Annotated in this window: 21 protein-coding genes; 2 read left to right on the forward strand and 19 right to left on the reverse strand. The window is 61.3% G+C overall.

The features are described 5' to 3' along the window. Nucleotides 1-51 precede the first annotated feature (51 nt). Entirely contained in the window at nucleotides 52-1,425 is a 1,374-nt protein-coding gene (ppnN, locus tag AB7M25_RS19325) for a nucleotide 5'-monophosphate nucleosidase PpnN (RefSeq protein WP_428604108.1), read from the forward strand. A gap of 89 nt (nucleotides 1,426-1,514) precedes the next feature. Beyond that, on the forward strand, nucleotides 1,515-1,961 hold the full coding sequence (locus AB7M25_RS19330; protein ID WP_454237856.1) for an NUDIX hydrolase: 447 nt from the start codon (nucleotides 1,515-1,517) through the stop codon (nucleotides 1,959-1,961). 142 nt (nucleotides 1,962-2,103) lie between these two features. Here AB7M25_RS19330 and AB7M25_RS19335 read toward each other — a convergent pair whose 3' ends face one another. The 19 genes from AB7M25_RS19335 to AB7M25_RS19425 form a co-directional block, all read right to left on the reverse strand. Next, nucleotides 2,104-2,571 carry a hypothetical protein gene (locus AB7M25_RS19335; protein WP_429519525.1) on the reverse strand — a complete coding sequence of 156 codons (468 nt, stop codon included), beginning with the start codon at nucleotides 2,569-2,571 and terminating at the stop codon, nucleotides 2,104-2,106. A 101-nt stretch (nucleotides 2,572-2,672) separates the two neighbouring features. Further along, the gene (locus AB7M25_RS19340; RefSeq protein WP_429519526.1) at nucleotides 2,673-3,932 is read right to left on the reverse strand and encodes an SEL1-like repeat protein; all 1,260 of its coding nucleotides are present in this window, start codon (nucleotides 3,930-3,932) and stop codon (nucleotides 2,673-2,675) included. After that, complete coding sequence (locus AB7M25_RS19345) at nucleotides 3,929-5,212, reverse strand: SEL1-like repeat protein (RefSeq protein ID WP_429561654.1); 1,284 nt, start codon at nucleotides 5,210-5,212, stop codon at nucleotides 3,929-3,931. Before AB7M25_RS19345 ends, AB7M25_RS19340 begins: the two co-directional genes overlap by 4 nt. Then, nucleotides 5,209-6,495 carry an SEL1-like repeat protein gene (locus tag AB7M25_RS19350; RefSeq protein WP_429519529.1) on the reverse strand — a complete coding sequence of 429 codons (1,287 nt, stop codon included), beginning with the start codon at nucleotides 6,493-6,495 and terminating at the stop codon, nucleotides 5,209-5,211. The genes AB7M25_RS19345 and AB7M25_RS19350 overlap by 4 nt, the downstream gene beginning before the upstream one ends. Beyond that, nucleotides 6,495-8,312 carry a phospholipase D-like domain-containing protein gene (locus tag AB7M25_RS19355; protein WP_429519530.1) on the reverse strand — a complete coding sequence of 606 codons (1,818 nt, stop codon included), beginning with the start codon at nucleotides 8,310-8,312 and terminating at the stop codon, nucleotides 6,495-6,497. The genes AB7M25_RS19350 and AB7M25_RS19355 overlap by 1 nt, the downstream gene beginning before the upstream one ends. Continuing rightward, nucleotides 8,309-11,059, reverse strand: a complete 2,751-nt coding sequence (locus AB7M25_RS19360; protein ID WP_454237857.1) for a type VI secretion system Vgr family protein — start codon at nucleotides 11,057-11,059, stop codon at nucleotides 8,309-8,311. Before AB7M25_RS19360 ends, AB7M25_RS19355 begins: the two co-directional genes overlap by 4 nt. 191 nt (nucleotides 11,060-11,250) lie before the next feature. Continuing rightward, on the reverse strand, nucleotides 11,251-11,574 hold the full coding sequence (locus AB7M25_RS19365) for a DUF6124 family protein (RefSeq protein ID WP_429519483.1): 324 nt from the start codon (nucleotides 11,572-11,574) through the stop codon (nucleotides 11,251-11,253). A gap of 964 nt (nucleotides 11,575-12,538) precedes the next feature. Further along, nucleotides 12,539-13,078: a type II secretion system protein gene (locus AB7M25_RS19370; RefSeq protein WP_429388753.1), complete on the reverse strand. Its 540-nt coding sequence runs from the start codon at nucleotides 13,076-13,078 to the stop codon at nucleotides 12,539-12,541. After that, complete coding sequence (locus AB7M25_RS19375) at nucleotides 13,053-13,427, reverse strand: type II secretion system protein (RefSeq protein ID WP_007977246.1); 375 nt, start codon at nucleotides 13,425-13,427, stop codon at nucleotides 13,053-13,055. The genes AB7M25_RS19370 and AB7M25_RS19375 overlap by 26 nt, the downstream gene beginning before the upstream one ends. Nucleotides 13,428-13,431: 4 nt before the next feature. Next, nucleotides 13,432-13,905 carry a type II secretion system protein gene (locus AB7M25_RS19380; RefSeq protein WP_429388755.1) on the reverse strand — a complete coding sequence of 158 codons (474 nt, stop codon included), beginning with the start codon at nucleotides 13,903-13,905 and terminating at the stop codon, nucleotides 13,432-13,434. Between the two features lie 2 nt (nucleotides 13,906-13,907). Further along, entirely contained in the window at nucleotides 13,908-15,734 is a 1,827-nt protein-coding gene (locus AB7M25_RS19385; RefSeq protein ID WP_429388757.1) for a secretin N-terminal domain-containing protein, read from the reverse strand. Then, entirely contained in the window at nucleotides 15,731-16,249 is a 519-nt protein-coding gene (locus AB7M25_RS19390; RefSeq protein WP_429561641.1) for a hypothetical protein, read from the reverse strand. Before AB7M25_RS19390 ends, AB7M25_RS19385 begins: the two co-directional genes overlap by 4 nt. Further along, entirely contained in the window at nucleotides 16,249-16,797 is a 549-nt protein-coding gene (locus AB7M25_RS19395) for a pilus assembly protein PilO (RefSeq protein ID WP_429388761.1), read from the reverse strand. Before AB7M25_RS19395 ends, AB7M25_RS19390 begins: the two co-directional genes overlap by 1 nt. Continuing rightward, complete coding sequence (locus AB7M25_RS19400) at nucleotides 16,784-17,329, reverse strand: PilN domain-containing protein (RefSeq protein WP_007977236.1); 546 nt, start codon at nucleotides 17,327-17,329, stop codon at nucleotides 16,784-16,786. Before AB7M25_RS19400 ends, AB7M25_RS19395 begins: the two co-directional genes overlap by 14 nt. Nucleotide 17,330: 1 nt before the next feature. Then, nucleotides 17,331-18,134: a hypothetical protein gene (locus AB7M25_RS19405; RefSeq protein ID WP_454237858.1), complete on the reverse strand. Its 804-nt coding sequence runs from the start codon at nucleotides 18,132-18,134 to the stop codon at nucleotides 17,331-17,333. Next, nucleotides 18,115-19,821: a GspE/PulE family protein gene (locus AB7M25_RS19410; protein ID WP_429388765.1), complete on the reverse strand. Its 1,707-nt coding sequence runs from the start codon at nucleotides 19,819-19,821 to the stop codon at nucleotides 18,115-18,117. Before AB7M25_RS19410 ends, AB7M25_RS19405 begins: the two co-directional genes overlap by 20 nt. Nucleotides 19,822-19,905: 84 nt before the next feature. Continuing rightward, the gene (locus AB7M25_RS19415) at nucleotides 19,906-20,439 is read right to left on the reverse strand and encodes a response regulator (RefSeq protein ID WP_102675568.1); all 534 of its coding nucleotides are present in this window, start codon (nucleotides 20,437-20,439) and stop codon (nucleotides 19,906-19,908) included. Between the two features lie 222 nt (nucleotides 20,440-20,661). Then, complete coding sequence (locus AB7M25_RS19420; protein ID WP_454237859.1) at nucleotides 20,662-21,615, reverse strand: peptidylprolyl isomerase; 954 nt, start codon at nucleotides 21,613-21,615, stop codon at nucleotides 20,662-20,664. Between the two features lie 13 nt (nucleotides 21,616-21,628). Then, nucleotides 21,629-23,179 (reverse strand): cytochrome c/ABC transporter substrate-binding protein, encoded by a 1,551-nt coding sequence (locus AB7M25_RS19425; RefSeq protein WP_429388808.1) that lies wholly within the window; start codon nucleotides 23,177-23,179, stop codon nucleotides 21,629-21,631. Between the last annotated feature and the right edge of the window lies 1 nt (nucleotide 23,180).

The following is a 23,180-nucleotide window of genomic DNA, read 5'->3' on the forward strand; positions in this document are numbered from 1 at the left end:
GGATGCCATTCGTAGTTGCTGTGTGAATGACATCGTTTTAAGGATCATTGAATGACCCAACGCCAAGTTATCAACGCCTCCGTCAGTCCCAAAGGCAGCCTGGAAACGCTCTCGCAGCGGGAAGTCCAGCAATTGAGCGAAGCCGGTTCCGGCAGCACCTACACCCTCTTCCGCCAGTGCGCCCTGGCCATCCTCAACACCGGCGCCCATGTCGACAACGCCAAGACCATTCTGGAAGCCTACAAGGATTTCGAGATCCGCATTCACCAGCAGGACCGCGGCGTACGCCTGGAACTGCTGAACGCCCCGGCCGACGCCTTCGTCGACGGCGAAATGATCGCCAGCACCCGGGAAATGCTGTTCAGCGCCCTGCGTGACATCGTCTACACCGAAAACGAACTCGACAGCCAGCGCATCGACCTGAGCAACTCCCAGGGCATCAGCGACTACGTCTTCCACCTGCTGCGCAACGCCCGCACCCTGCGCCCAGGCGTCGAGCCGAAGATCGTGGTGTGCTGGGGTGGGCACTCGATCAACACCGAAGAATACAAATACACCAAGAAAGTCGGCCACGAACTGGGCCTGCGCAGCCTGGACATCTGCACCGGTTGCGGCCCCGGCGTGATGAAAGGCCCGATGAAAGGCGCGACCATCGCCCACGCCAAGCAACGCATCCACGGCGGCCGCTACCTGGGCCTGACCGAACCCGGCATCATCGCCGCCGAAGCGCCGAACCCGATCGTCAACGAACTGGTGATCCTGCCGGACATCGAAAAACGCCTGGAAGCCTTCGTCCGCGTCGGCCATGGCATCATCATCTTCCCGGGCGGCGCCGGTACGGCCGAAGAGTTCCTGTACCTGCTGGGCATCCTGATGCACCCGGACAATGCAGGCCTGCCCTTCCCGGTCGTCCTCACCGGGCCCAAACATGCCGCGCCGTACCTGGAGCAACTGGACGCGTTCGTCGGCGCCACCCTGGGCGACGCCGCCAAGCAGCACTACCAGATCATCATCGATGACCCGGCCGAAGTGGCGCGCCAGATGACCCTGGGCCTCAAGGCGGTCAAGCAGTTCCGCCGCGAGCGCAACGACGCGTTCCACTTCAACTGGCTGCTGAAAATCGACGAAGGCTTCCAGCGCCCGTTCGACCCGACCCACGAAAACATGGCCAACCTGAAACTGAGCCTCGACCTGCCCTCCCACGAACTGGCGGCCAACCTGCGCCGCGCGTTCTCCGGCATCGTCGCCGGCAACGTCAAGGACAAGGGCATCCGTTTGATCGAAGAGCACGGGCCCTACCAGATCCGTGGCGACGCGGCGATCATGCAACCGCTGGACCTGCTGCTCAAAGCCTTCGTCGCCCAGCACCGCATGAAACTGCCGGGCGGCGCGGCGTATGTGCCGTGTTATCGGGTGGTGGCTTAACCCTTTTGGTGTAATAACGCCGACATGAGCTTTACCGTCGCGAGCCGCAGTGAAAGCTGCGGTTCGCGGCACTCTATGGAAAGAAAAAAATGCGCCAACGCCATTCCGCCAGACTGCTGGTGATCAATCCCTCGCAACAGGTTCTGCTGTTTCACTTCCGGCACAAAGGCGATGCCCTCGACGGCCAAAGCCACTGGGCGACACCCGGCGGCGGGCTTGAGCCGGGTGAATCCTTTGAGGCGGCGGCGGTTCGTGAACTGTTTGAAGAAACCGGGCTGAACGTCGCTGCCGTGGGAGCCAGCGTTGCAGAGCGCAGTTTTCCGATGATGCTGCCAAGCGGTGAAACGGTGTTGTCGGTTGAACGGTATTTTGTGGTTCATACCGAGAGTGAACGCCTGTCCCGTGAGGGGTGGACGGCTCACGAAGTTCGGGTAATGGCTGACCATAAGTGGTGGTCGGTGGAAGATCTGTTAACGACCAGCGAAACGGTCTGGCCAGAACAGTTGATTGAGATGCTGGAGAGCGCACTGAATTAACGAGCGTTACGCAAACAGCCCCCTGTAGGAGCGAGCTTGCTCCGGGCGGCGTTCCGACGATGGTGGTCAACGATAACGCGGGCATTCTGACTGCACGCGGCGTCCTTGAGTGCATCGCGAGCAAGCTCGCTCCTACAGGGCATCAATGCACCTGACCGCTGGCCGAATCACCTTGGCGAACCAGAATCTCATTGTCCTTGCTGATGGACTGCTTGATATTGTGACCGGTGAGGCCTATCACCTGACCCTCCTGTGAATACGTCACCTCGACATACCCCCCGCCAAAATACTCCACGCGATAAATACGCAACTGATCCACGGTTCGCATCGCGAAGGATTCAATCTCGAATAGATCCTCGACCCCTACCGATTTGGGGATCATATTCTCGATCGTGATATTTCCCGCGTCATGCAGGAACACTATTGCCCCGTCCGGGCGAGTGACTTTCACGCCGCCCTCTACCTTTTCCACCACGCCGCCAGAAACCTGGGCGCCAACGAAGTTACCTTCGCGGTCTACCTGAACATAGCTATCGCCTGCTGCCGTTTCAGCTCCTTGTGGGACTGCCTCAAACTCTACGTTTATTTTGCCTGCTTTAAGTTTGGTCATTGTGCTGCTCCTTGCAGTTGCCGGAATTGGCGGTGGTTTAGCTTTCTGCGTTGCTGGCGCAACAACCGGCCAGCGCGCAGCAAAAAACAGATCAGGAAATCTCAGGACTCACCGAACAGACTCCATCTAATGTTTTCTTCGGCGATGGTGACCCGGTCGGCGAGCAGGAAGCGGCTATGGCTGCGCTGGACATTCAGGGTCGGCATGATTTCGTCTTTTTCGAAACGTCGGATCTTGTCGACGATGCCCTCGGCTTTCCAATAGCCAGTCTGCGGGCAGGCTTGGCCACTGTTGCAAGTCAACCTGGGGAAAGGTGCGCGGATGAAATCGGGAGAGTCCGGCAGCGGTCGGCCGGAGGCGGGGTCGAGGAGTTTGGCCTTGGCCAGTTGGTGGATCAGCGCCGGGCTGGGTTTTTCTGGTGGGACATTGGCCTGGCGGGCTTCGAGCCATTGGAGCTTGCCGTCCCAGGCTGGGAGTTTGGCCGGCGGGAGGGGGACAATTTCGTTGATTTCGGGGACTGTGGGCTTGGCGTAAGAAGCGTTAGCGAGCACTCGCCAGATTTTTTCATAACGTTCGGCGCGTTCGAGGTCTTCCTGTTGGCCGAGATAGTACAACCGGTCATCTGGTTTTGGGCCGCGGAAGCCATTTTCCAAGAAGGAAGCAGAAGATTCATCACCCGCAGCAACTCCGAGTTGGAATGCTTCGAGTGCCTCTTGATAACGTCCATTTGTCGATAAATTAACTCCAAGAGCTCTAGCAGCCTCGCCATTACCTTGCTGAGCCGCGCAATGACGCATCTGTCGGGCAACATCCGGAGCAAAATGTATCGGTGCCAGCTTATCACCCACGTAGGCTTGCGCTAATGCGCTGCCGTGGTCGGCGGACTTGCGGTAATAACGCAAGGCCATTTCCGGGTCCTGCTTCAACCCTGCCGAGCCTTGCTGCAAAAAAATCCCCACGAAGTAGTAGCCCGTGGCAACACCCGCGTCGATCAATTGCTGACTCAGGCGAAGATGCTCTTCGCCACGCAGCTGGAAACGGCCGCGCATGGCGCCGTTTTGCAAGTTGATATTGGCCTTATAGTGGCCGTTCTCGGCGGCAATGCGATACAACCGCTCGATTTCGACATCAACAGTCTTGCCCTGCTTGAGCTGGTTGTTTTTCTGCAACCAGCGGGCGTACTGGAACAGCACGTCGGCGTCGGCACTGGACTCAGGAATCTGCTCATGGGCGCAGGTGAAGGCCAGATCAGCTTTGATCCCGGTAAGCGGGTCCATGGTGGCTTTCGTCACGCGGGCGTCAAGGGTGCAAGCGCCAAGCAGCACCGAGCTCAGTAGCGTCATGGCAAGACGACGGCTCATCCGAGCAGGCCCCAGCTCACCTCATACTGTCTCTCGGTGTACTTGTCAGAGAGCGGCCAAATGCGTGGGCGATAGAAACTGACCAGCGCCGTTGGCATGATCTCGCCTCGTTCGAAATGGCGAGCGTCGTTTCGTTGCATCAACAAATAATGCCCTCGGCCGGACCAGTGGAACTTCCAGTAACCGGTTTGCGGGCAGGGGTTGCCACTCAAACAGGTCAGCCCGAGGAAGTTGGTATCGCTGAACGCCGGCGACCCCGGAATGGGTCGGCCGGTGGCGGGGTCGAGGACCTTGGCCTCGACGAGCTTCTTGATCAGCGCCGGGCTGGGTTTTTCCGGCGGGACATTCGCCAGGCGGGCTTCGAGCCATTGCAGCTTGCCGTCCCAGGCTGGGAGCTTGGCCGGTGGTAGGGGGAGAATTTCGTTGATTTCGGGGACTTTGGGGTTAGCGTAGGAGTAGCCATAGAGCAGTTTCGAGATTTTTTTGTAGCGGTCGGCGCGTTCGAGGTCTTCCTGTTGGTCGAGGTAATACAACTCATCTGAGGGAGATGGGTTAAGAAAACCTTTAGACAAGCGGGAAGCCGCATTGCTTGAGCCGCCGGCAACACCCATCTGCAAGACTTCGATTGCTTCACTATATTTTTGTTCATCTCTGAGATAGAGCGACAACATGTCAGCCGCTTTACCATGCCCTTGCTCAGCAGCACAACGGCGCATCTGACGGGCAACGTCTGGAGCAATGTCACTCGGTGCCAGCTTGTCACCCACATAGTATTGCGCTTCGGCACTTCCTTGGTCGGCAGCCTTGCGGTAGTACCGCAAGGCCATTTCCGGATCTTGTTTAAGGCCCGCCGAGCCTTGTTGCAGGAAGATGCCAACAAAAAAATACCCTGTGGCCACCCCTGCATCGATCAGTTGCTGGCTCAGCCGCAAGTGCTCATCACCACGTAGCTGGAAGCGGCCGCGCATGGCGCCGTTTTGCAAGTTGATATTGGCCTTGTAGTGGCCGTTCTCGGCGGCAATGCGATACAACCGCTCGATTTCGACATCGACAGTCTTGTCCTGCTTGAGCTGGTTATTCTTTTGCAACCAACGTGCGTACTGGAATAGCACGTCGGCGTCGGCACTGGCCTCCGGAATCTGCTCATGGGCGCAGGTGAAGGCCAGATCGGCTTTGATCCCGGTAAGCGGGTCCATGGTGGCTTTCGTCACGCGGGCGTCAAGGGTGCAAGCGCCAAGCAGTACCGAGCTCAGTAGCGTCATGGCAAGACGACGGCTCATCCGAGCAGGCCCCAGTTCACCTCATACTGTCTCTCGGTGTACTTGTCAGAGAGTGGCCAAATGCGTGGGCGATAGAAACTGACCAGCGCCGTCGGCATGATCTCGCCTCGTTCGAAATGGCGAGCGTCGTTTCGTTGCATCAACAAATAATGCCCTCGGCCGGACCAGTGGAACTTCCAGTAACCGGTTTGCGGGCAGGGGTTGCCACTCAAACAGGTCGGCCCGAGGAAGTTGGTATCGCTGAACGCCGGCGACCCCGGAATGGGTCGGCCGGTGGCGGGGTCGAGGACCTTGGCCTCGACGAGCTTCTTGATCAGCGCCGGGCTGGGTTTTTCCGGCGGGACATTCGCCAGGCGGGCTTCGAGCCATTGCAGCTTGCCGTCCCAGGCTGGGAGCTTGGCTGGGGGTAGCGGGACGATTTCGTTGATTTCGGGGACTTTGGGGTTGGCGTAGGAATAACCGGCTAGGATTTTCCAGATTTTTTTGTAGCGGTCGGCGCGTTCAAGGTCTTCCGATTGACCGAGGTAGTCCAGTTTGTTGGTCTTAGGGGGGCCGCGAAATGCATCGTCCAAGCGACCAGCAGCATGTTCATCCCCTCCGGCAACACCCATCTGGAGTACCTCAACTGCCTCTTGGTAAATCCCCTTGTTCTTAAGATTGACAGCTAGTGCGACAGCTGCCCTGCCATGCTTCTGTTCGGCGGCACAACGACGCATCTGCCTAGCGATATCCGGAGCAATGTCACTCGATGCCAGCTTGTCACCCACATAGTATTGCGCTTCGGCACTGCCTTGATCGGCAGCCTTGCGGTAGTACCGCAAGGCCATTTCCGGATCTTGTTTAAGGCCTGCCGAGCCTTGCTGCAGGAAAATCCCGACAAAGAAGTACCCCGTTGCCACACCGGCATCAATCAATTGCTGACTCAGACGTAAATGCTCATCGCCTCGGAGCTGGAAACGGCCGCGCATGGCGCCATTCTGCAGATTGATATTGGCCTTGTAATGACCGTTTTCGGCGGCAATGCGATACAGCCGTTCGATTTCGACATCGACACTTTTGTCCTGCTTGAGCTGGTTATTCTTTTGCAACCAGCGGGCGTACTGGAACAGCACGTCGGACTCGGCACTGGCCTCAGGGATTTTCTCGTGGGCGCAAGTAAAGGCCAGATTGGCTTTAATTTCAGTCAGCGGTTTCACATGTGGGTCCTTCTTCGTGTAGGTAAAGGCGCTGCGACTATCGCAAGCGACCAACAGCAGGCAGGAGAGCAGGAGAAAACGGCGCATCAGTCGAGGTCCCACAGTTTGGCCTTACCGTAAAAAAACTCGACGAGAGGTGCCTCGGGAACACCGTTTTCCTTGTCTTTTTGAAGATCTTTATTGTCATCAATGATTTTCTGCCAAGCTTTGAATGCATCACCCACTTCTTCCTGCACCCCTTTCCCAGCCGTATGCAGATCCCACAACCGCCGTCGCATTGCCTGGGTCACACTCGCCCACTCATGGGCAATATTCAGCTCGCTATCCACCTGCATGCTGCGCGTATTGATGTTGGCCGAACCATGAGTGGTGAACACGTCGTCGACGATCATCAGCTTGGAGTGGATGTACACCTCCATCCATTTCTTGCCCGCTGGCGAGTCGGGGGCGACCAGCGAGCACAAGTGCACTTTCAGGCCGGGGATGTCCTCCGGTTCGATGGTGCTGTCCTTGATCTGCTTGATGTGCCAATCAAGATCCTCCTGCCATTCGGCCAGTTCCCGGTGCCCCACGCGGTCCCGGGGTTCGGGGCGTGGCCGGGGCGGGGCGTTTTTTTTCACTTCTTCGATGCGCTGTAACTTGGTGACTTCGGGGATGGTCTCGGCCCGGCCCAGGCTGGCGAGCATGCGCTGGGTATTGCGGGTGCCGTCGCCTACGCTGTCGTCACCGGCATTGGTGATCACGAACAGGTGCAGGGGGCCGTGGATGCCGGGGTCGCGACCGGCCCGGGTCTGGCCGGCGGCGACCGACTTGATCAGTTCGGCCAGAGGCGGCCAGCGGAAATACTGGTTCTCGATGTAGATGAACTGGGTCGCGTTGTTCGCCGCTTGCAGGTAGAGCGTCTCGATATCGCGTTTGCCTTCCTGGGCCTGGGTGCGCAGGATCTGGGCGATCTGCCGTGTTGCGCCCGGGGTGCATTGCAGCTGCAGCCCGACTTGCTTGGACTGGCGCAAGTCGAGCAGGTCTTCACCGGTTTCCTTGAGCCAGGCGCTGGCGAAATTGTGGTGCAGGTGTTCCAGGATCGGTCCGCTGACCTGGCTGGAGATGTCCTGGCGCGGGGTATTGCCTCGCGGGCCGGCGTTGGGTGCAGGCTTGCTGCCTTCGGCGCGGTTCAGCGCCGAATGGGAATCAGTGTCCCAATACTCGTCGAGCATGTTGTGGCCCATGACGAAACCGACGGCGCTATCGGGGAGTTCGTAGTCGACCAGCACCGTCTTCTGGTGGTGCGAGGGTGCGAACTTCAGGGCTTGCCGCATCTTGGTGCTGATGTGCGGGTCGAGGCTTTCGTATTTCACCCAATGGGAGATTTCTGCCCTTTCTTGCCAACTGAAACCACGGCTGACGAACGCTGGCAGGCCACTGGCGACCTGTTGAGCCGCCTTGTTGCCTGCGACCGCGCAGCGGGCAAACCACTCGCGGTCTTCGGCGTATTGCGCCTCGGTGGAGCGCTGCAGCGCTCGATCAGCGATACGAATCGAGCCTTTGCCGGGCAGGTTGGCTTCACCCCCCATGCCCGCCAGATTAAATGGCATCTCCCAGCCCAACATCCGAACCTTGACGCCTTCTTTGGCCTTGGCCTTGAGCAATTCGCCGATGCTCGGTGACTGTCCTTTGCGGATGAAAAACATCGACGGCTGAAAGCCCCAGCAGATGATATCGACAGACTTTTTCGCCGCGGCGATGGCCTCGTGCACGGCCTTGAAGGCTTCCTCGCCGTTGATCAAGGGCTGATAGGTGGCTCCCACCGGGTGGTATTCGGTGTTGCACACATACCAGGGCGCCGTGCAGGTGGCCTGATTGGTGTGCTGGAGTGCGATGGGCACCACGCATTCGAATTGAGTCATTGGGGTTCCCCTTCCTGATCGGTGATGTCCATGTGCGTGGCGTACTGCCCGCGATGATCGGTGTGCGACGCGGGCTGATTGACGCCGGTATCGGTTTGCGAGGGGTGGTTGCGCAGACCACGATTGGCCAGTTGCGCCTGCTCGGCGTTGCGGTATTCGGTGGGCACCGGGATCTGGTAGACCGCGCCGTTGGCCATCACCAACCGGTAGCCTCGTGTCACCACCTGATGGTCAATCGACACTTGCCCGGTCTTGTCCAGCACGCCTTGCTTGAGTACCGCGCCGTCGGCGTACAGGGTGTAAGGCATGCCTGCCCAGCCTTGGCTGGAGGTGTTCGGGGCTGGCGACACGCTCAGGTTGATCACTTGCCGGGACAGGCTTTGCGGGTAATCCGGATGCGTGGCCTTCATGCTCGCCGGGCCGCTGTATTCGAAGTGCGCTGCCTTGACCTTGTGGTCGCCCGCTGTGCCCGATTCGATGCAACACTCATCCAGGCTGAGGTAGCTGCCGCCGCCGTTGAGGACGATTTTCTTTTTCGCCGTGATGTGGATTTCGTCCTCGGTGCTGGTGATCTCCAGGCCATGGCGGGCGATCAGTTCCAACTGGTCGTTTTGCGCTTGGACGCTTATCGGCCCCTGATTGGCGATCAGCTTGATCCCCAGCTTGCGCACGAACAGGCTCAGGCCTTGGCCGACGCCAATGAACAGCCGCTTGACCACGCTGAGGTCGGCTTCACCGCTAGCGTTGAGCATCAGGTTGTCCTTGGCCGCCAGTTGCAGGTGCTGGCCACTGGTGAGGGCGATGCCTTGCGGGGCGCTGAGCAGCAGGACCTGGGACTTGAGCTGTTCCAAATCCTGGCGCAGCAGGTTGAGTTGCGCAGCCACGTCCGCCGGTTCGGCATTGGCGGCCTGGGCGTCGACCGACAGCTTTTGCAGCTGTTCGCCGGCCTGTTGCAGGCGGCCGACGGCAGCGTCCATGTTCAGCACCGGCCCCTGCGCCTTGGCCTGTGCATCGGCACTGATGAACAGGCCCTTGCCCGCCCGAATACTCCCCCACTGATCCGTCCTCAGTTCAAACCCTTCCCCACGTTTCCTCCGCTGGCCATCCACCAGATGCCCAAGGTTGAGTTGGCTCTTGCCGCCATACTCGGTACTGAGCTTGACGTGCTCCTGCCCCCGGGTGTCGTCCAGGCGCAACTTGTTATTGGCCGGCGTGCGCAGCACGTTGCGGTGGTCGTTGCGCTGGGTCACCAGGTCGGGGTGCTGGTCGTCGTGCAGGGCATGGGCGATGTAGGGTTTGTCCGGATCGCCCTGTTCGAAGGCGATGGCCACTTCGGTGCCGGCGATCAGCGGCAGGTGCAGGCCGTAGGTGTCACCGGCGTAGGCGCGGGCCTGGCGCAGCCATTTGCTTTCGCGGCCGGCGGGCCAGGTGTCGCGGTCGAAGAGGAACTTGACCCGGTAGCGCCCTTGCATGTCGATTTCGGTGTAAAGGGGGTTGCTCTGGGGGTGGGTAACGCGCGCTGGCAGGGTGCCGGCGATTTGTGGTTTGGCTAGCAAGGGTGGGCGAAAGCACAGGCGCAAGGCGTAGGGCATGGCTTCGAAATCGCAGGTCAGGCTGCGGTCGCGGGCGGCGCGCGTGGTGATCTTTGTGATCACCACGCGGGAGGCGAAGGCCTTGGGGGCGTCGCCGCTGACGGTCAGGACCTGGCCCGGGGCCAGGGTGGCGCTGCTGCTGGTGCCGCTGAGGTGGGTCTGGTTGTTGAGGTAGCGTTCGTGGCGCAGGCGCGCATAGAAAAAGCCGCTTTCGCTTTGCAGGTCTTCGTCGCGCAGGTGGGACTTGCCGAGCACGCGGTAGGATTCGGCGTAGTGGTAGGCCTCGCCGTAGGTGTTGTCGGCGACGCCGCGGGTCGTGGCCACGCCGTGGGTGGCGGGCTCGCCGAGGGTCTGGTCGACCTCGCCGTCGAGGTAGGCGCGGCTGTCGTCGGGGTGATAGGCGCGTACGCTGACCTGCTGTTCCACCACCCGGTGGCGGGTTTGCAGGGCCCAGACGCTGTCCTGCTCGCTGTTGCTGAAGCCCGACGGCGAGCGCAGCGGCAGCTCGACGTCGAACTGGTAGCAGCGCTGGTCGTCGCAGAACTCGACGACGTCGAAGGCGAGCTCTTCGTGCTGGATGCAGCGGTACCAGATGCCGACGTCGGCCAGGATCCGGCTGATGAAAGCCAGGTCGCTTTCCTGGTACTGCATCACCTGCTCGCGCTGCGGGTACTCGCGCTTGAGGTTGAAGCGAAAGTGCCCGGTGTCCAGACCGTGGCGGTCGCGCAGGATGCTTTTGACGATGTCCGGCACGGACTGGTGCTGATAGATCCGCGTTTGCTGGCCGCGATCAAGCAGGGCCAGGCGCGGTTGCAGGGTGACTTCGTAGCGGGCTTCGTCGATTGAGCCGGACAGGCGCTGGCAGGCGGTGATGCGGCCGTACAGCGTGCGCAGCGGCATTATCGGTCTGGGCACTTCCCAGTCGAACACTGGCACGTTGGACGGTGCGTCGTACAGGCTGAACTCGGCGTACTGGCCGATGAACTTTTCCGCGCCGATGTCGAGGTCGCTGGCGGTGAATTCGATGCGGTAGAGGTAGGGTTGGCTAAGGTACTCATGGCCCTCGAAGGTGAGGACGTCGAGGTGGGTGTCGAGCTGGTCGATCTTGAGTGTGTGGCGGTTGTGGCCGATGAGGGTGCGCAGTGCGGTGGACAAAATCAGGCCTCCCTGGGCTTTTGAAGCGGACGGGGAGGCTTCGTTGCCACCCTCGTTCAAACGCTGGGCAGCTTTCAGGAAGGGAAAAAAGATTGATATAGGATGTTTCCGAAGTGTGCGTAGGACGCATCCAAAAGTTGATGTGCTTTCTGTGGCGAGGAAGCTGGCTCCCGCGCCACTAGGTTCAGCGCTTAGTCCAGTGGGGCGACGTTATCCAGTGCGCGGTTGACTGCCAGGTCCGCCAGCATGATCACCTGCTGGATCCCCAGCAACATGCTGCGTTGCGGACCATCCAGGAATGTTGCGAAATCACTGGCCATGACGCTCGCCGAGGCCAGCGATTCACAGGCATGGGCCAACAGGCTTTCGGTGTCGATGTTCGGCACGATGGTGAACATAGTGCTGGGGTTGTGGGGTGCGTCGTTTTTGAGGATGGCGGGTTTGAGGTGGAGAGTTGATGCACTCCGGGTGGTATCGGTTTCTGATTCTGGGGGATTGGGTGTGGGTTTGAACATGGTGGAGCTCCTGTAGAAACTGGAACCACCAAGACCTGTCGCTAAACAAGTAAGGGTGGCGACTGTACGAAGGTTAGCGAACCGGTTACAGGCAAACCCGGCAGACCCGAAGGTCTCCGACGCACAGCCGCCATAATCAAATTGCAGGCATAGAAACGAATGCAATCAAGACTGGAGTGCTGGTGTCCCTGTATCTGTTCGGATCGCTAAATCCGGTCGCTGAATTTGCAGCGACCCGACAACGATAGAGTCAGGGTCCAAGGCCCACAAGCCGGCGGATTCTGGCGTAGTTGTAGGCAACGACGCAAGGCGGTGTAGCCTCGCTCCTGGTCCTACAGCCTTGCCTGACATCCATAATTTCTGGCCATTTTGCTGGTGTGAGGCAGAGGACTTTCGTTGGCTGCAAGGCCGTCTTCGCGAGCAGGCTCGCTCCCACAGGGATTGGGTATACCTGTGAGAGATTGGTCGGCTGGCAGGTCGCCTTCGCGAGCAAGCCCGCTCCCACAGAAGAGTAAAAGCAGAGCGGCGTACACCTTCGCTCTTCACCACTCAACAGGTCGAGCGTTAGCTCGCCTGCAGCTCTTGATCTTGATCCACCCGCCCCCTCGGCAGGCTAAGTGGAGGTGTTCATCAGGGGGCAGGCGCGCAGCGCCGTTCGACGAAGTCGAACACATCGAGAGGAGGTCGTCGCGAAGCAGACCGGAGGCGATGCGCCCTGATGAATACCGGAGCGAAGGAACCCCGAGCCTCAGCGAGGGGCCGTACGTAAGGGGCGAGACCTTTTGGTTACTTTTGGGGCGTTTGCCAAAAGTGACCCGCTGTAAGAGCGGAACCATAAGCCGCCGTTACCAAAAAAACGGATATGTACACAGTCAAAAAAAGACAGGTCGGCTATCAGGCCGCCTTCGCGAGCAAGTCCACAATTGGACCCGGTATATCTGGCGCAAAACCCGCTCCCAAGGGTTCAAGGCTGCAATGCCTGAGGTGCGGTGGACTGTGCTTTCGGCTGCCCGCTGGAGTCATCGAGGAAGGCTTTCTCGGCCACGAACTGCCAGTCCTTGTAGCTGGCCATGCCGTTGAAGTCCGACCACTGGCTGGGAAAGTTCACCTGCTTGAGCGGCTTCTCCGTGGAGGAGCAGTACACTCCGCTGATCCGTCCGTCGATACCGCGTATCACCTCCCATTCGCCCCCCGTCATCGGCTCCGGGTACAACTTGCGGATATGGTGCCTGGCCGACGGGAAGCGCTCGTCCTGCAACAGGTCCGCGAGTTCTTTCGGGTACATGGCGACGCCGGGCGAGCTGCGGTAATAGCTGCGCAGCGCCTGGGCATACTGCGTACCGACCCAGAGCAACTGGTTTTCCCGGTCCCGGCGTGAAGCGGTGGCCCACAACTCGCCGGCACTGGCCAGGCCCATGCCCATCACGACGATCAGAAACAGCACACCCAGGTAGGTGAAGCCGTCCTGGCCCGAAGGCTTACCACTCGGAGTAAAGGCTGCCATCACGTGCCCTCCCGGAGGCGCCACTCTTGATATCGGCCACCCCGCCCGCCACGCCTTCCGGTGGAGCGACCATGACCCAGGTGTCCTTGCGCTCGGCAATCGGGTCCAGCGGCTGGTTGCGCAGGTAGCGCAGTTCGACCAGTTGTTCGATGGAGTCGGGATATCGCCCGGTGTCCCCGTAGTAGTGGTCCAGCGCCTCGCGCATGGCCGACAGGCTCTGGCGCAGGGTGGTCTCTTTGGAGGCTTCCAGGCTGGTGAAGTAGCGTGGCATGGCGATCGTCATCAGGGTTGCGATGATTGCCATGACCACCATCAGTTCCAACAGGGTAAAACCCTTTTGCCGACGCATATGCTCACCACTCCCTATAGGCGATGCCGTTGAGACCCTTGCCCCGGGCCTTGGAGTAAACGTCAAAGACGTCCTGGCCCTCCCGCGGGTTCTCGGCCGAACTGTCATAGGCACGCAGGCCCCAGCCACCCTCATCGTCACGCTTGACGGTGGCCAGCGGGTCACGGGGGATGCGCCGCAGGAAGTAGAACTTGGCCCCCTTGGCGCTGCGCACGTCACGGACACCATCGACCAGCACTTTCAGGTTCGGCGGGTAGCCATTGCTGTCGAGCGTCTTCTCGATGTAGCCGGCGTCGAAGGCGCGTTTGTAGGCGTCGATGCCATCGCGGATCTGGTACAGCGCGTTCCGCAGTTCCTGCTCTTTGCCCCGGCGCACCACCGTCTCGGTCAGCGGTGCGGCCATGCCGGCCAACAGGCCGACCAGGGCTAGCGTCACCACGACTTCGATCAGGGTAAAACCGCGTTGCGAGGCGTTCATGATCATGGCTTCCCGACGGTAACGGTGGTGGCGATCGGTGCGCTCATGGGGCCGGTCTGAACCGTGGTGCTCATCGAACGGTCAGGGGCCTGGATGTGCATGCTGGTTTCGGTGCCGGTCGGGAATTCCATGTCCGACGGGCTCTGGTACGGCAGGTTGCGCACGATCCGCGGGGTGATCGACAGCACCAGTTCGGACTTGCTGACATCGTCCTTGTTGCTGCCGAACAGGCGGCCCAGGCCAGGAATGTCGCCCAGGCCAGGAATCTTGTTACCGCTGCTGCCATGGTCGTTGCGCACCAGGCCGGCGAGGATCTGGGTTTCGCCATCATGCAGACGCAAGGTGGTCTGGGCGTTGCGGGTATCGACCTGGACTGGAATGGTGCCCTGAGCGGTCGGCGTCAGCGGCGTGGCGTTACTGACTTCCAGCGCGATCTTGATCGCCACTTCGTTGTTCAGGTGGACGATGGGCTGCACTTCAAGCTTCAGACCGACGTCGAGGTAGGTCACGCTTTCGGTGATCACCGGGCCCTGGGTCGAAGGCACCGAGGTGGCGCTGATGATCGGCACGCGCTGACCAATGTGGATGCGCGCCTGTTCACGGTTGCTCACCCGGATCACCGGGCTGGCCAGGGTGTTGATGTCCTTGTCCTGGGCGTTGATCTTGGCCTGGGGCGCCGGGCTGATGGAGATGCGGCTGGAATTGATGCCTTTGAGCTGGTCAAGGATGGACACTGGCGAGCCGTCGCTGTTGATCACACCGAAGGTGTTGGGCCATTGCAGACCGAGGTCGAGAATGCGTTGGCGGGCGACTTCCATCACTTCCACTTCCAGCACCACTTCGGGGTTGGACTGGTCCTGCGATTGCAGGAGTTTTTCCGCCATGCGCACGGCGTCGCCGGTGTCGCGCATGGTCAGGGTATTGAGGCGTTCATCGACGAACACGTCGCGGGTCTTGAGCATGGTCTTGATCATGTTCAACGCGGTGTTGGCATCGATGCTGGTCAGGTAGAAGGTGCGCATCACCAGCTCCTGGTAATCCTTGAGCTTCTGCGGCGAGTCCGGGTAAATCAGCAAGGTGTTTTCATTCACCACTTTCTGGTGCAACTGGTTTTGTTGCAGCAGCAGCTCCACGGCGTCTTCGATGCGCACGTCACGTACGAAGATCGTGGCTTTCATGTCCGGGCGCAGGTCCTTGTCGAAGATGAAGTTCAGGCCGGCGACCTGGGACAGCACTTCGAAAATGGTCTTCAGGTTGGCGTCGCGAAACTCCAGGGTCACCGGCCGGTCCAGGCGTGTACGCAGCTGCGGGTACTGCACCACGTTGCGGCTCTGCACCAGGCGGATGTTGTCTTGCAGCTCCTTGGCACCCTCGTTGGTCGGGTCCAGTTCGAGAATCTGTTTGACCTGGCGGTCGGCACCGTAGATGTCCCCGCGACGCAGGTCGCCACGGGCCAATTCGAGTTTCTCGTCCATGCTGCGCAGGTAGTCGAGCTGGCGCAGGGAGTCCTGGGCACGACGGTTGTTCGGCTCGATGCCCAGGACCCGGCTGTAGCCCATGCGGGCCCCGGCGAAATTACGCTGGGCGCGGTCCATGTCGGCCTGGGTCAGCAGTGCCGTCACGGCGCGGGCCCGACCGCTGTTGAGTGCGATGTGCAGATCGGTATCGCGAGGGTTCTCGCGCAACCCCTGTTCGATGCGAGCCAGGCCGGCTTCGTACTGGCCAGATTCCATCAGGGCGGAAGCTTCTTCCTTGGCGACCTGCGCCGAACTGCATGCAGCCAGCCCTGCGCAGAGACAAAGGCTCATCAGCAAACGGGATTTGTTCATTCCGTACTCCCCACAGACAGAGTCTGAGCTAAATGCAGAGGCAGGTAGACCAGGCTCAGCTCCTCTTTGGAAATGCGCTCGATCCGCCAGGTTTCGTCGATGACATCCCCTTTGCGTACGACGTATATTTTTTCGCCGCTCTGCAAGAACACCTGCAGATCGGAACGGTCATCCAGCCTGCCGACAAACTGGAAGGGCATTGGCGGTGCAGTGGGGACCTGCACCTCTGGAGTCACGACTACCGGTTGTTCAATGACGGTGCCGAGGACCGGCTCCGCTTTCCAGCTGCGGGCAGCGAACAGGTCGCCTGCCGGGCTCAGGTCCTTGATCGGCACTACCGCCGCGGCGCTTGATGCAGCCGCCGCTGCGCCCGAGGCCTTGCCTTTGGCTGACGTGGCCACGGCGGCCACCGCAGGGTCGCTGTCGTCAGCCGGTTTGAAGTATTCGGGGAACCAGGCGAACGCTGCCGCTACACCGAAGAACGCCACCCAACCCACCACTCGCTTGGTATTCATCACGACCTCGACAGGTAAAGGGTCATGCGGATCCGGCCGGTCAGGTCGGTATCGGCGATTTTCTTGCGTTGAAACTCCACATCTTCCAGCACCACCGCCGGCAACTGGCCGAGCAAGGCGTGCAGGAAACGCCGCAGTTGCGGATAGCTGCCACGTACCGGCAGCAGAATCTGATAGCGGGCCAGGTGCGTCTTGGGGTCCACGCCCAGGGAGTATTCACCCCGGGACAAGGTGATGCGCTCCTGGGCAGCCAGGGCGTAGATCTTGTCGATGGCCACGGTGGCCTGGGGCTGGGACGGCAACTTGCTGCGGAAGTCGTCGAGCTGGCGCTGCGGCACAACGGGTGCAGCCACGGTGCCGTCTTCGACCTTGGCCAGGTACTCGGTGGCCTCGCGGGTCTGCTGGTTGAGGCTTTGCAGCGACTGCCAGTCCGGCAGCAATCCGGCCAGGCCATAGCTCAGCGCCAGCACCAGCATGGCCAACCCGGCCAGCCCCGGAACCCCCAGGCCTTGCAGGTATTCGTGGACGATCAATTTATGGATTTGCATCGCCGATCTCCCAGGTAGCCGACAGGTTGAACTGCACCGGGTGTTCCGGCACGTTGGCGACAATTTCGTGGCTGAGCAGCGACACGTCGGACAGCTCGTCACTGGCTTCGAGGCGGCGGTGGAAATCGAGCATGGCGTCCAGGTCCATCGCCTCGGCACTGATCCGGACCTGGCCTTTGCGGGCGTCCGGGGTCAGGGTCAGCAGGGCAATGTTGTCCCGCGGCATGGCTTCCAGCGTGGCGAACAGACGCTCCCAGGGGCGGCGCAACTGTTGGGAAACCTTGCGCATTTCGGCCAGGTTCTGCGCCTGCTCGCGAGTTTCCGCCGGGGTCAGGCCGGGTTTGCTGCCGTTGTCGCCGGTGAGCACCCGCTGGGTGGTTTGCAGGTGGCCCTGCTGTTGTTCGGCCTCGTTGCTCAGGTGCTGCTGCACCAGAGCGCAAGTCAGTGTCAGCACCACGCCACCGGCGAGCAGGCTCCAGCCCAGGGGACCTGCACGGCGGCGCGGCTGAAAGTCGAGCATCAGGGGGCGCATGTCAGGCCACCGCCCGAGACATGACGTACAGGCAATCGCGTACGGCTGTCCGGTCTTCTTCGAGGGTGCGCAGATGCACACCAGGCACTTCAGGGTGCGAGTCGATGCGCGCCGGCGCATGCAGGTAGACCGTCAACGGCCGTTCGCTGGTGGATGCCTGCAACTGGTTCTCACGGCCGATCAGCGCCGTCAGGGCCGCATCACTGTCGCTGCTGCCCACTGAACGCACCGACGTCCAGCGCCCTTCCCGGGCCAGCAGCAACACGCTGCGTACCGGTTCGGCGACCACGAACAGGAAGTCCCCGGCATCAAGGCTTTTATCGAAATGGTTGAACGCCGCCATCAGATACGGTTGCACCGAACGCAGGCGCAAGCCACGCGCGCTGACGAGGGCGCGCAGGCGGTCGAGCAAGTCCCGGGGCAGCGCGGTGGCGATGCGGTCATAACCGGCAGGTTCGGCCGACAGCACCAGGCTCCAGGGTTGCGTCGGTGCACCGTAGAGGTCTTCGAAACACAGTTGGGCGAAGCCGAGCAATTCGGTCGGGCTGCTGATCTGATCGCTCCAGGGCACCAGGCAATAGCGGCTGAAGTGTCCGGAGACCACCACCGTCAGTTCCGCCCTGGCAACGGCGTGCTCGGCCAGCAAACGGTCGAGGGTGTCGAGGGCCACCGCCCAGGCCTGGAAACCTTCATCGATGTAGCCGACGCTGCCCAGCCAGTGGGTTGCACTGCCTTGGCGATGCCCCAGGCCTACACCGCTGGCGCCGAGCACGGCGACAAATTGCTCACGAGATAAAAGTGACACGATTGATCTCCTCGAGAGTGGTCCGGCCTTGTTCCACCAGTTCCAGCGCCGACTCGCGCAACAGGCGCAAGCCACGTTTGCAGGCATGGGCCTTGATTTTCGAGATGGGTTGGCGCTCGACGATCATTTGCCGCAATTCATCATCCAGGTGCAGCAGTTCGGCAATCGCACTGCGCCCGCGATACCCGGTGCCCCGGCAATGCCCGCAACCCTTGCCGTGGACGAACCGGTAGTGAGCGACCTTTTGCGGATCAAGCCCCGAGACCTCCAGCTCTTCTTCTGTCGGGCTGTAAGGGGCGCTGCAACTGGTACAGACCAGACGGATCAAACGCTGAGCCAGGACGGCATTGAGTGCCGAGACCAGGCTGTAGGGGTCGATTTCCATCTGGGTGAAGCGGCCGATCACGTCGAACACGTTGTTGGCGTGGATGGTGGTGAACACCAGGTGACCGGTGAGCGCCGATTGCACGGCGATCTGTGCGGTGTCCGGGTCGCGGATTTCACCGACCATGATCTTGTCCGGGTCGTGACGCAGGATCGAGCGCAGGCCCCGGGCGAAGGTCAGGCCCTTTTTCTCGTTGACGGGGATTTGCAGCACGCCCGGCAGTTGATATTCCACCGGGTCTTCAATGGTGATGATCTTGTCCACGCCGTGGTTGATCTCGGTGATCATCGCGTACAGGGTGGTGGTCTTGCCGCTACCGGTAGGCCCGGTCACCAGCACCATGCCGTAGGGTTCGGCGGCCAGCCGGCGCAACTGGCGCAGGGTATCTTCTTCAAAGCCCAGGGCTTGCAGTTGCACGCCACAGACTTTGTCGGCGAGGTCCTGTTTGTCGAGCACCCGCAGCACCGCGTCTTCGCCGAAGATGCTTGGCATGATCGACACCCGGAAGTCGATCTGCCGTCCGCTGATGCCGATCTTGAAACGACCGTCCTGGGGCACTCGCTTTTCGCCGATGTCCAGTTCAGCCATGACCTTGACCCGGGAAATCACTTGCTCGGCGAACTCGCTGCCCTGGATCTTGCTGATGTTGTTGAGCACACCGTCGATCCGGTACTTGATCACCAGTCCGCTGCCGGTGGTGCCGAGGTGGATGTCGCTGGCGTGCATTTTCAGCGCGTCGTACAGCGTCGAGTTGACCAGCTTGACCACCACGCTGGCGTCTTCGCTGATGCTGGTCAGGGACAGGCTTTGCAGGGTATCGATCTCGGCTCCGCCCTCGGCCTGGGCGTTGAGCGATTCCACCGCGTGGAAACTTTCTTCGTGACGCGCCAGGTAGGCCTTCAGGTCGTCGGCCTGCACCAGGTACAGCGGCGCGCCGTGCAGGCATTCATCGATCCAGGCCAGGCGTGCGCTGTCGAAGGGGTCGGCAAACACGCCGATGACCGCATCGTCGTGACGCAGCAGGATGAATTCTCGCTTGAGGCATTGGGCCAGGGTCACCCGGTCGAACACCGGTGTGGCACTGAACAGGCTGTCGGTGTCGAGCACCGGGTAGTGCAGGGTGACACCCAGGCACTGGATGAAAGGCATGGGAGCCAGTTCACTCAACTCCCCGAGGGTGTCCAGCATCCGCTCGCCGGAACTGGTGGCCAGGGCGCGCGCCCGGGCCAGTTGTTCACTGCTGAAACGAGTCGGTACACATTCCACTTGCGCCGGTTCTACGGCAAGGGATAGACGGTCCATGGCATGCTCTCCAACGCCCGGGGCTTTGAGCCCTGTCGGCGCGGCGAGCCATTTCGGCACAGGCCGGAACGTCTTGTCGCGCCACTACTCCCCGGTGAGCAATTGTTCGTCGTCTGGCGCCATGGAAGCCGAAGTGTTTTTTCGGCGATCTGCAAGCACCCAACTACCGTCGTACAACTGCAGCGGGAAACTCTCGGTCCTGCTCTGGCGTCGTTCGACGAATCCTTCGCAAGTGCTCACACCCGGCCTGGGCTCGCGCCGCCTGCCCAGAAGATCAAGCACTGCACGGGCCAATTCCGCCAACGGAAAGGGTTTGAACAGGATATGGCTGACTCCCAGTAGCCGGGCCCGCTCGCAAACTTCCGCGGTTGGATGCCCTGTGATCAGCACAAAATGGCACTTCCTGTTCTGGCGGACGGCATCGAGCACCTGAAAGCCTTCCATATCCGGCAAGCGGTAATCGAACACCATCACATCGGGTGCGAAATCGTCTGCTTCGGCGATTCCATGTGCACCGTCGTGAGCAATCCGGACTTCCAGCGCTTGCGCCTGCAGGTAACCCTGGAGGTTTTCCGCCAGCAGCTGTTCGTCATCAACAACCAGTACTTTGTTTAACAAGGTCGACTCCTTGAAACCGCAGGTCCGGGTTTTGAACCTGGCGGAGCGCGTGCCCTGAGAGGACTAACGCACACTTCATGCCAGACTGAGCGCCGGTTATTTTAGGCCTTCATGTCCTTGAATTTAAAAACAATGCCTTTTTGTGCAGCAATCCCATCCCCCAAAAACGGGGAAAGCGATCGGATGGGCATTGACGTTTTTCCCCCACTGTTGGGGAACACCCTAGTCATCATCAATCCGCTCGATCCGGTTGCGCGAGCGCAATTGCGCCAAGGCCTGCGAGCGCGCCTGAACCTGTTGCTGGCGGGCAAGGTAAGCCCGAACCCTCTCAAGTCCTTGCTCTTGCGGGACATGGCTCGCCTCCCTGTGGTTCTCTAAATAGATCAGATGCCAGCCCACCGCCGTGCGCACGGGTTCGCTGATGGCCCCCGGTGCCAGGGCAAACGCGGCCGCCTCGAACTCCGGCAGCATCCGTCCACGGGGAAAGTAGCCCAGGTCGCCCCCTTCGCTGGCCGACGCGTCTTCGGACCCGCTACGGGCAGCGCCGGCGAAATCGGCCCCGGCAACGATGGACGCCCTTGTTTCAATTAAGCGTAGCCGCGCAGCCTCGACTGTGGAAGCGTCAGCACCGGGCGCTACCTTGACCAGGATATGCCGGGCCCGCACTTCTTCGGGCCGGTTCAGCTCGCCTCGGTGTTCTTCGTAGAATGCCCGGACCTGTTTTTCGTCCGGCCCGGCGGCCTGGATGAGGTCATTGAACACTTGCCGGGCCGCCAGTTCACGGCGGGTGTATTCGGAGTAACCGGCCTCATCGAAACCGGCCTCTTCAAGACGCCTGGCAAACACCTCGGCTCCGCCCATGGCCTGACGGGTCTGATCGATCTGGTCCTTGACCACGGCATCACTGATCACCACGCCGCGCTTGACGGCTTCCTGCCACAGCAATTCGCGATCGATCAAGGCATCCAGCGCAGCCTTGCGCAGTTGCTTGTAGGCGGTCGGGTTGCGGATGTTGCCTACCGCCCGGCCCTGATCTTCCAGGTATTCGGCGAAGTAGCGCTCCAGGCGCAGTTGGGAAATTTCCTCGCCATTGACCCGCGCCGCGGCCGGACCGTTGCTGCACCACGCCACGGGTGCCCATAACGTCAGCAGGACCAGCAAAGTGTCGAGTTTCATGATCGGCCTCCGGTCAGGGCGTGGCGGCGACAGGTTTATAGGGGGCGACCAGATAGAATCGCTGGTCCGGCAGATCCACCGTGACGATATGGGCACCGCTCAAGCCCAGGCGTCGGCCAGGACCAAAGCTCATCAGGGGCGTCAGCCCGGTATCGAAGTCATGCAGGCCTTCCAGGGCACTGACCAGCTTTTCGCGGCTGGCATCCCGCCCGGCCTGCTTCATGCCTTCGCTGAGCAGCATCATCGAACTGAACGCGCCCACTTGCAGTATCGCGTGCTGGCCACCGAGGCCCTGGTGTTCGCGCAACTGGGTCAAGGCCAGGCGCCCGGCCAGGGTCCAGTCGCTGGGCACGAACGGATAGGCCAGGAACACCCGCCGGGAAAATCCGCTGGGCACCTGCGTCAGATTGCCCGCCACCTGGTTCGAGGTGGCGAACAGGTAAGGCACCTGCCCCGCCGTTTGCAGGCGCTCGGCCAGTCGGCTGAAGCCGCTGCTGGTGCCCAGGTAAAACACCGAGCGCGACCCCAGGGGCAAATCTTCCCCGCTCGGGTCGTAGGCTTGCAGGCGCACCTTTTGCCAGGCGTGCCCCTGCAAGTACTGGCCGAGTTCCTGCGCCGCCCGCCGTTGGCCGGATTCGTCCGGATAGGCGATCAGCGTCGGCCCCTGAAGCACCCGCAGGCTGGCACCGGCGTAATCGGCCAGGGCGATCAATTGCTCGCGAAGGCCCGGCAGTGGTTCGAATATCTGCGGGCTGGCGTGGGGCGTGCCCTGCAAGGACAGCGGCCCGATCAGCGGAATGCCGGCCCGTTCCAGGCGCACGGCGAGGTCCACGTCCAATGCCGGCGCCAGCGGGGCGATCAGGGCGAACACCTGCTCTTCATCGATCAATCGGTCCAGCGCTTTTTCGGCACTGGCGCGATCGGTACCGGGGTCGAGGATGGTCAGGCGCAACTGCCGGCCGTGAATGCCCCCCGCCTCATTGATACGCGTCACGCAGCCCTTGAGTACCGCCGCCACCGTGACGCTCTCCTCGCTCAATGGCCCGGTGCCCGGCAGCAACGTGCCCAGGTGCAGACTGTCGGGGGTCAGGCCCGGATCGCGGTCTTCGGCCAGGCGCTTGAGGTACGCCGTGAGGTTGCGTTGATCGTTCATCGACAACACGAACCGTGGCATCGACGGATCGAGCCGGTTGTTGCCGGGGTCGCGCCCCTCCTGCACCGCCCGCGCCAGGGTGCTGTCGCTGTAGGCCGGATAACTGCGGCCGTTGATGTGCTGCTGGCCATGGCTGCTGGCCAGCCGCGACCAACTCAGGTCCGGTGGGCGCACCCCGCCTTCGGGTCGCCCCAGGCCGTCTTCGCCATGACAGTTGGCGCACGGCAGGCTGGTGGCCGGCAGCACCATGTTCGATGCGCCGACCCGGGCCATGATCGGCTCGCCGCTGGCCGATACACCTTCGCGGTACAGGCGCTTGCCGGCACTTTCACTGAGGCTCAATGGCAGCGCCTGGACACTGAGCGAAAGGCCGCCGAAGAGCAGCAGGCCAAGGACGAGGGCAGTATTGATG

The sequence above is a fragment of the Pseudomonas sp. AP3_22 TE3818 genome (assembly GCF_053628995.1).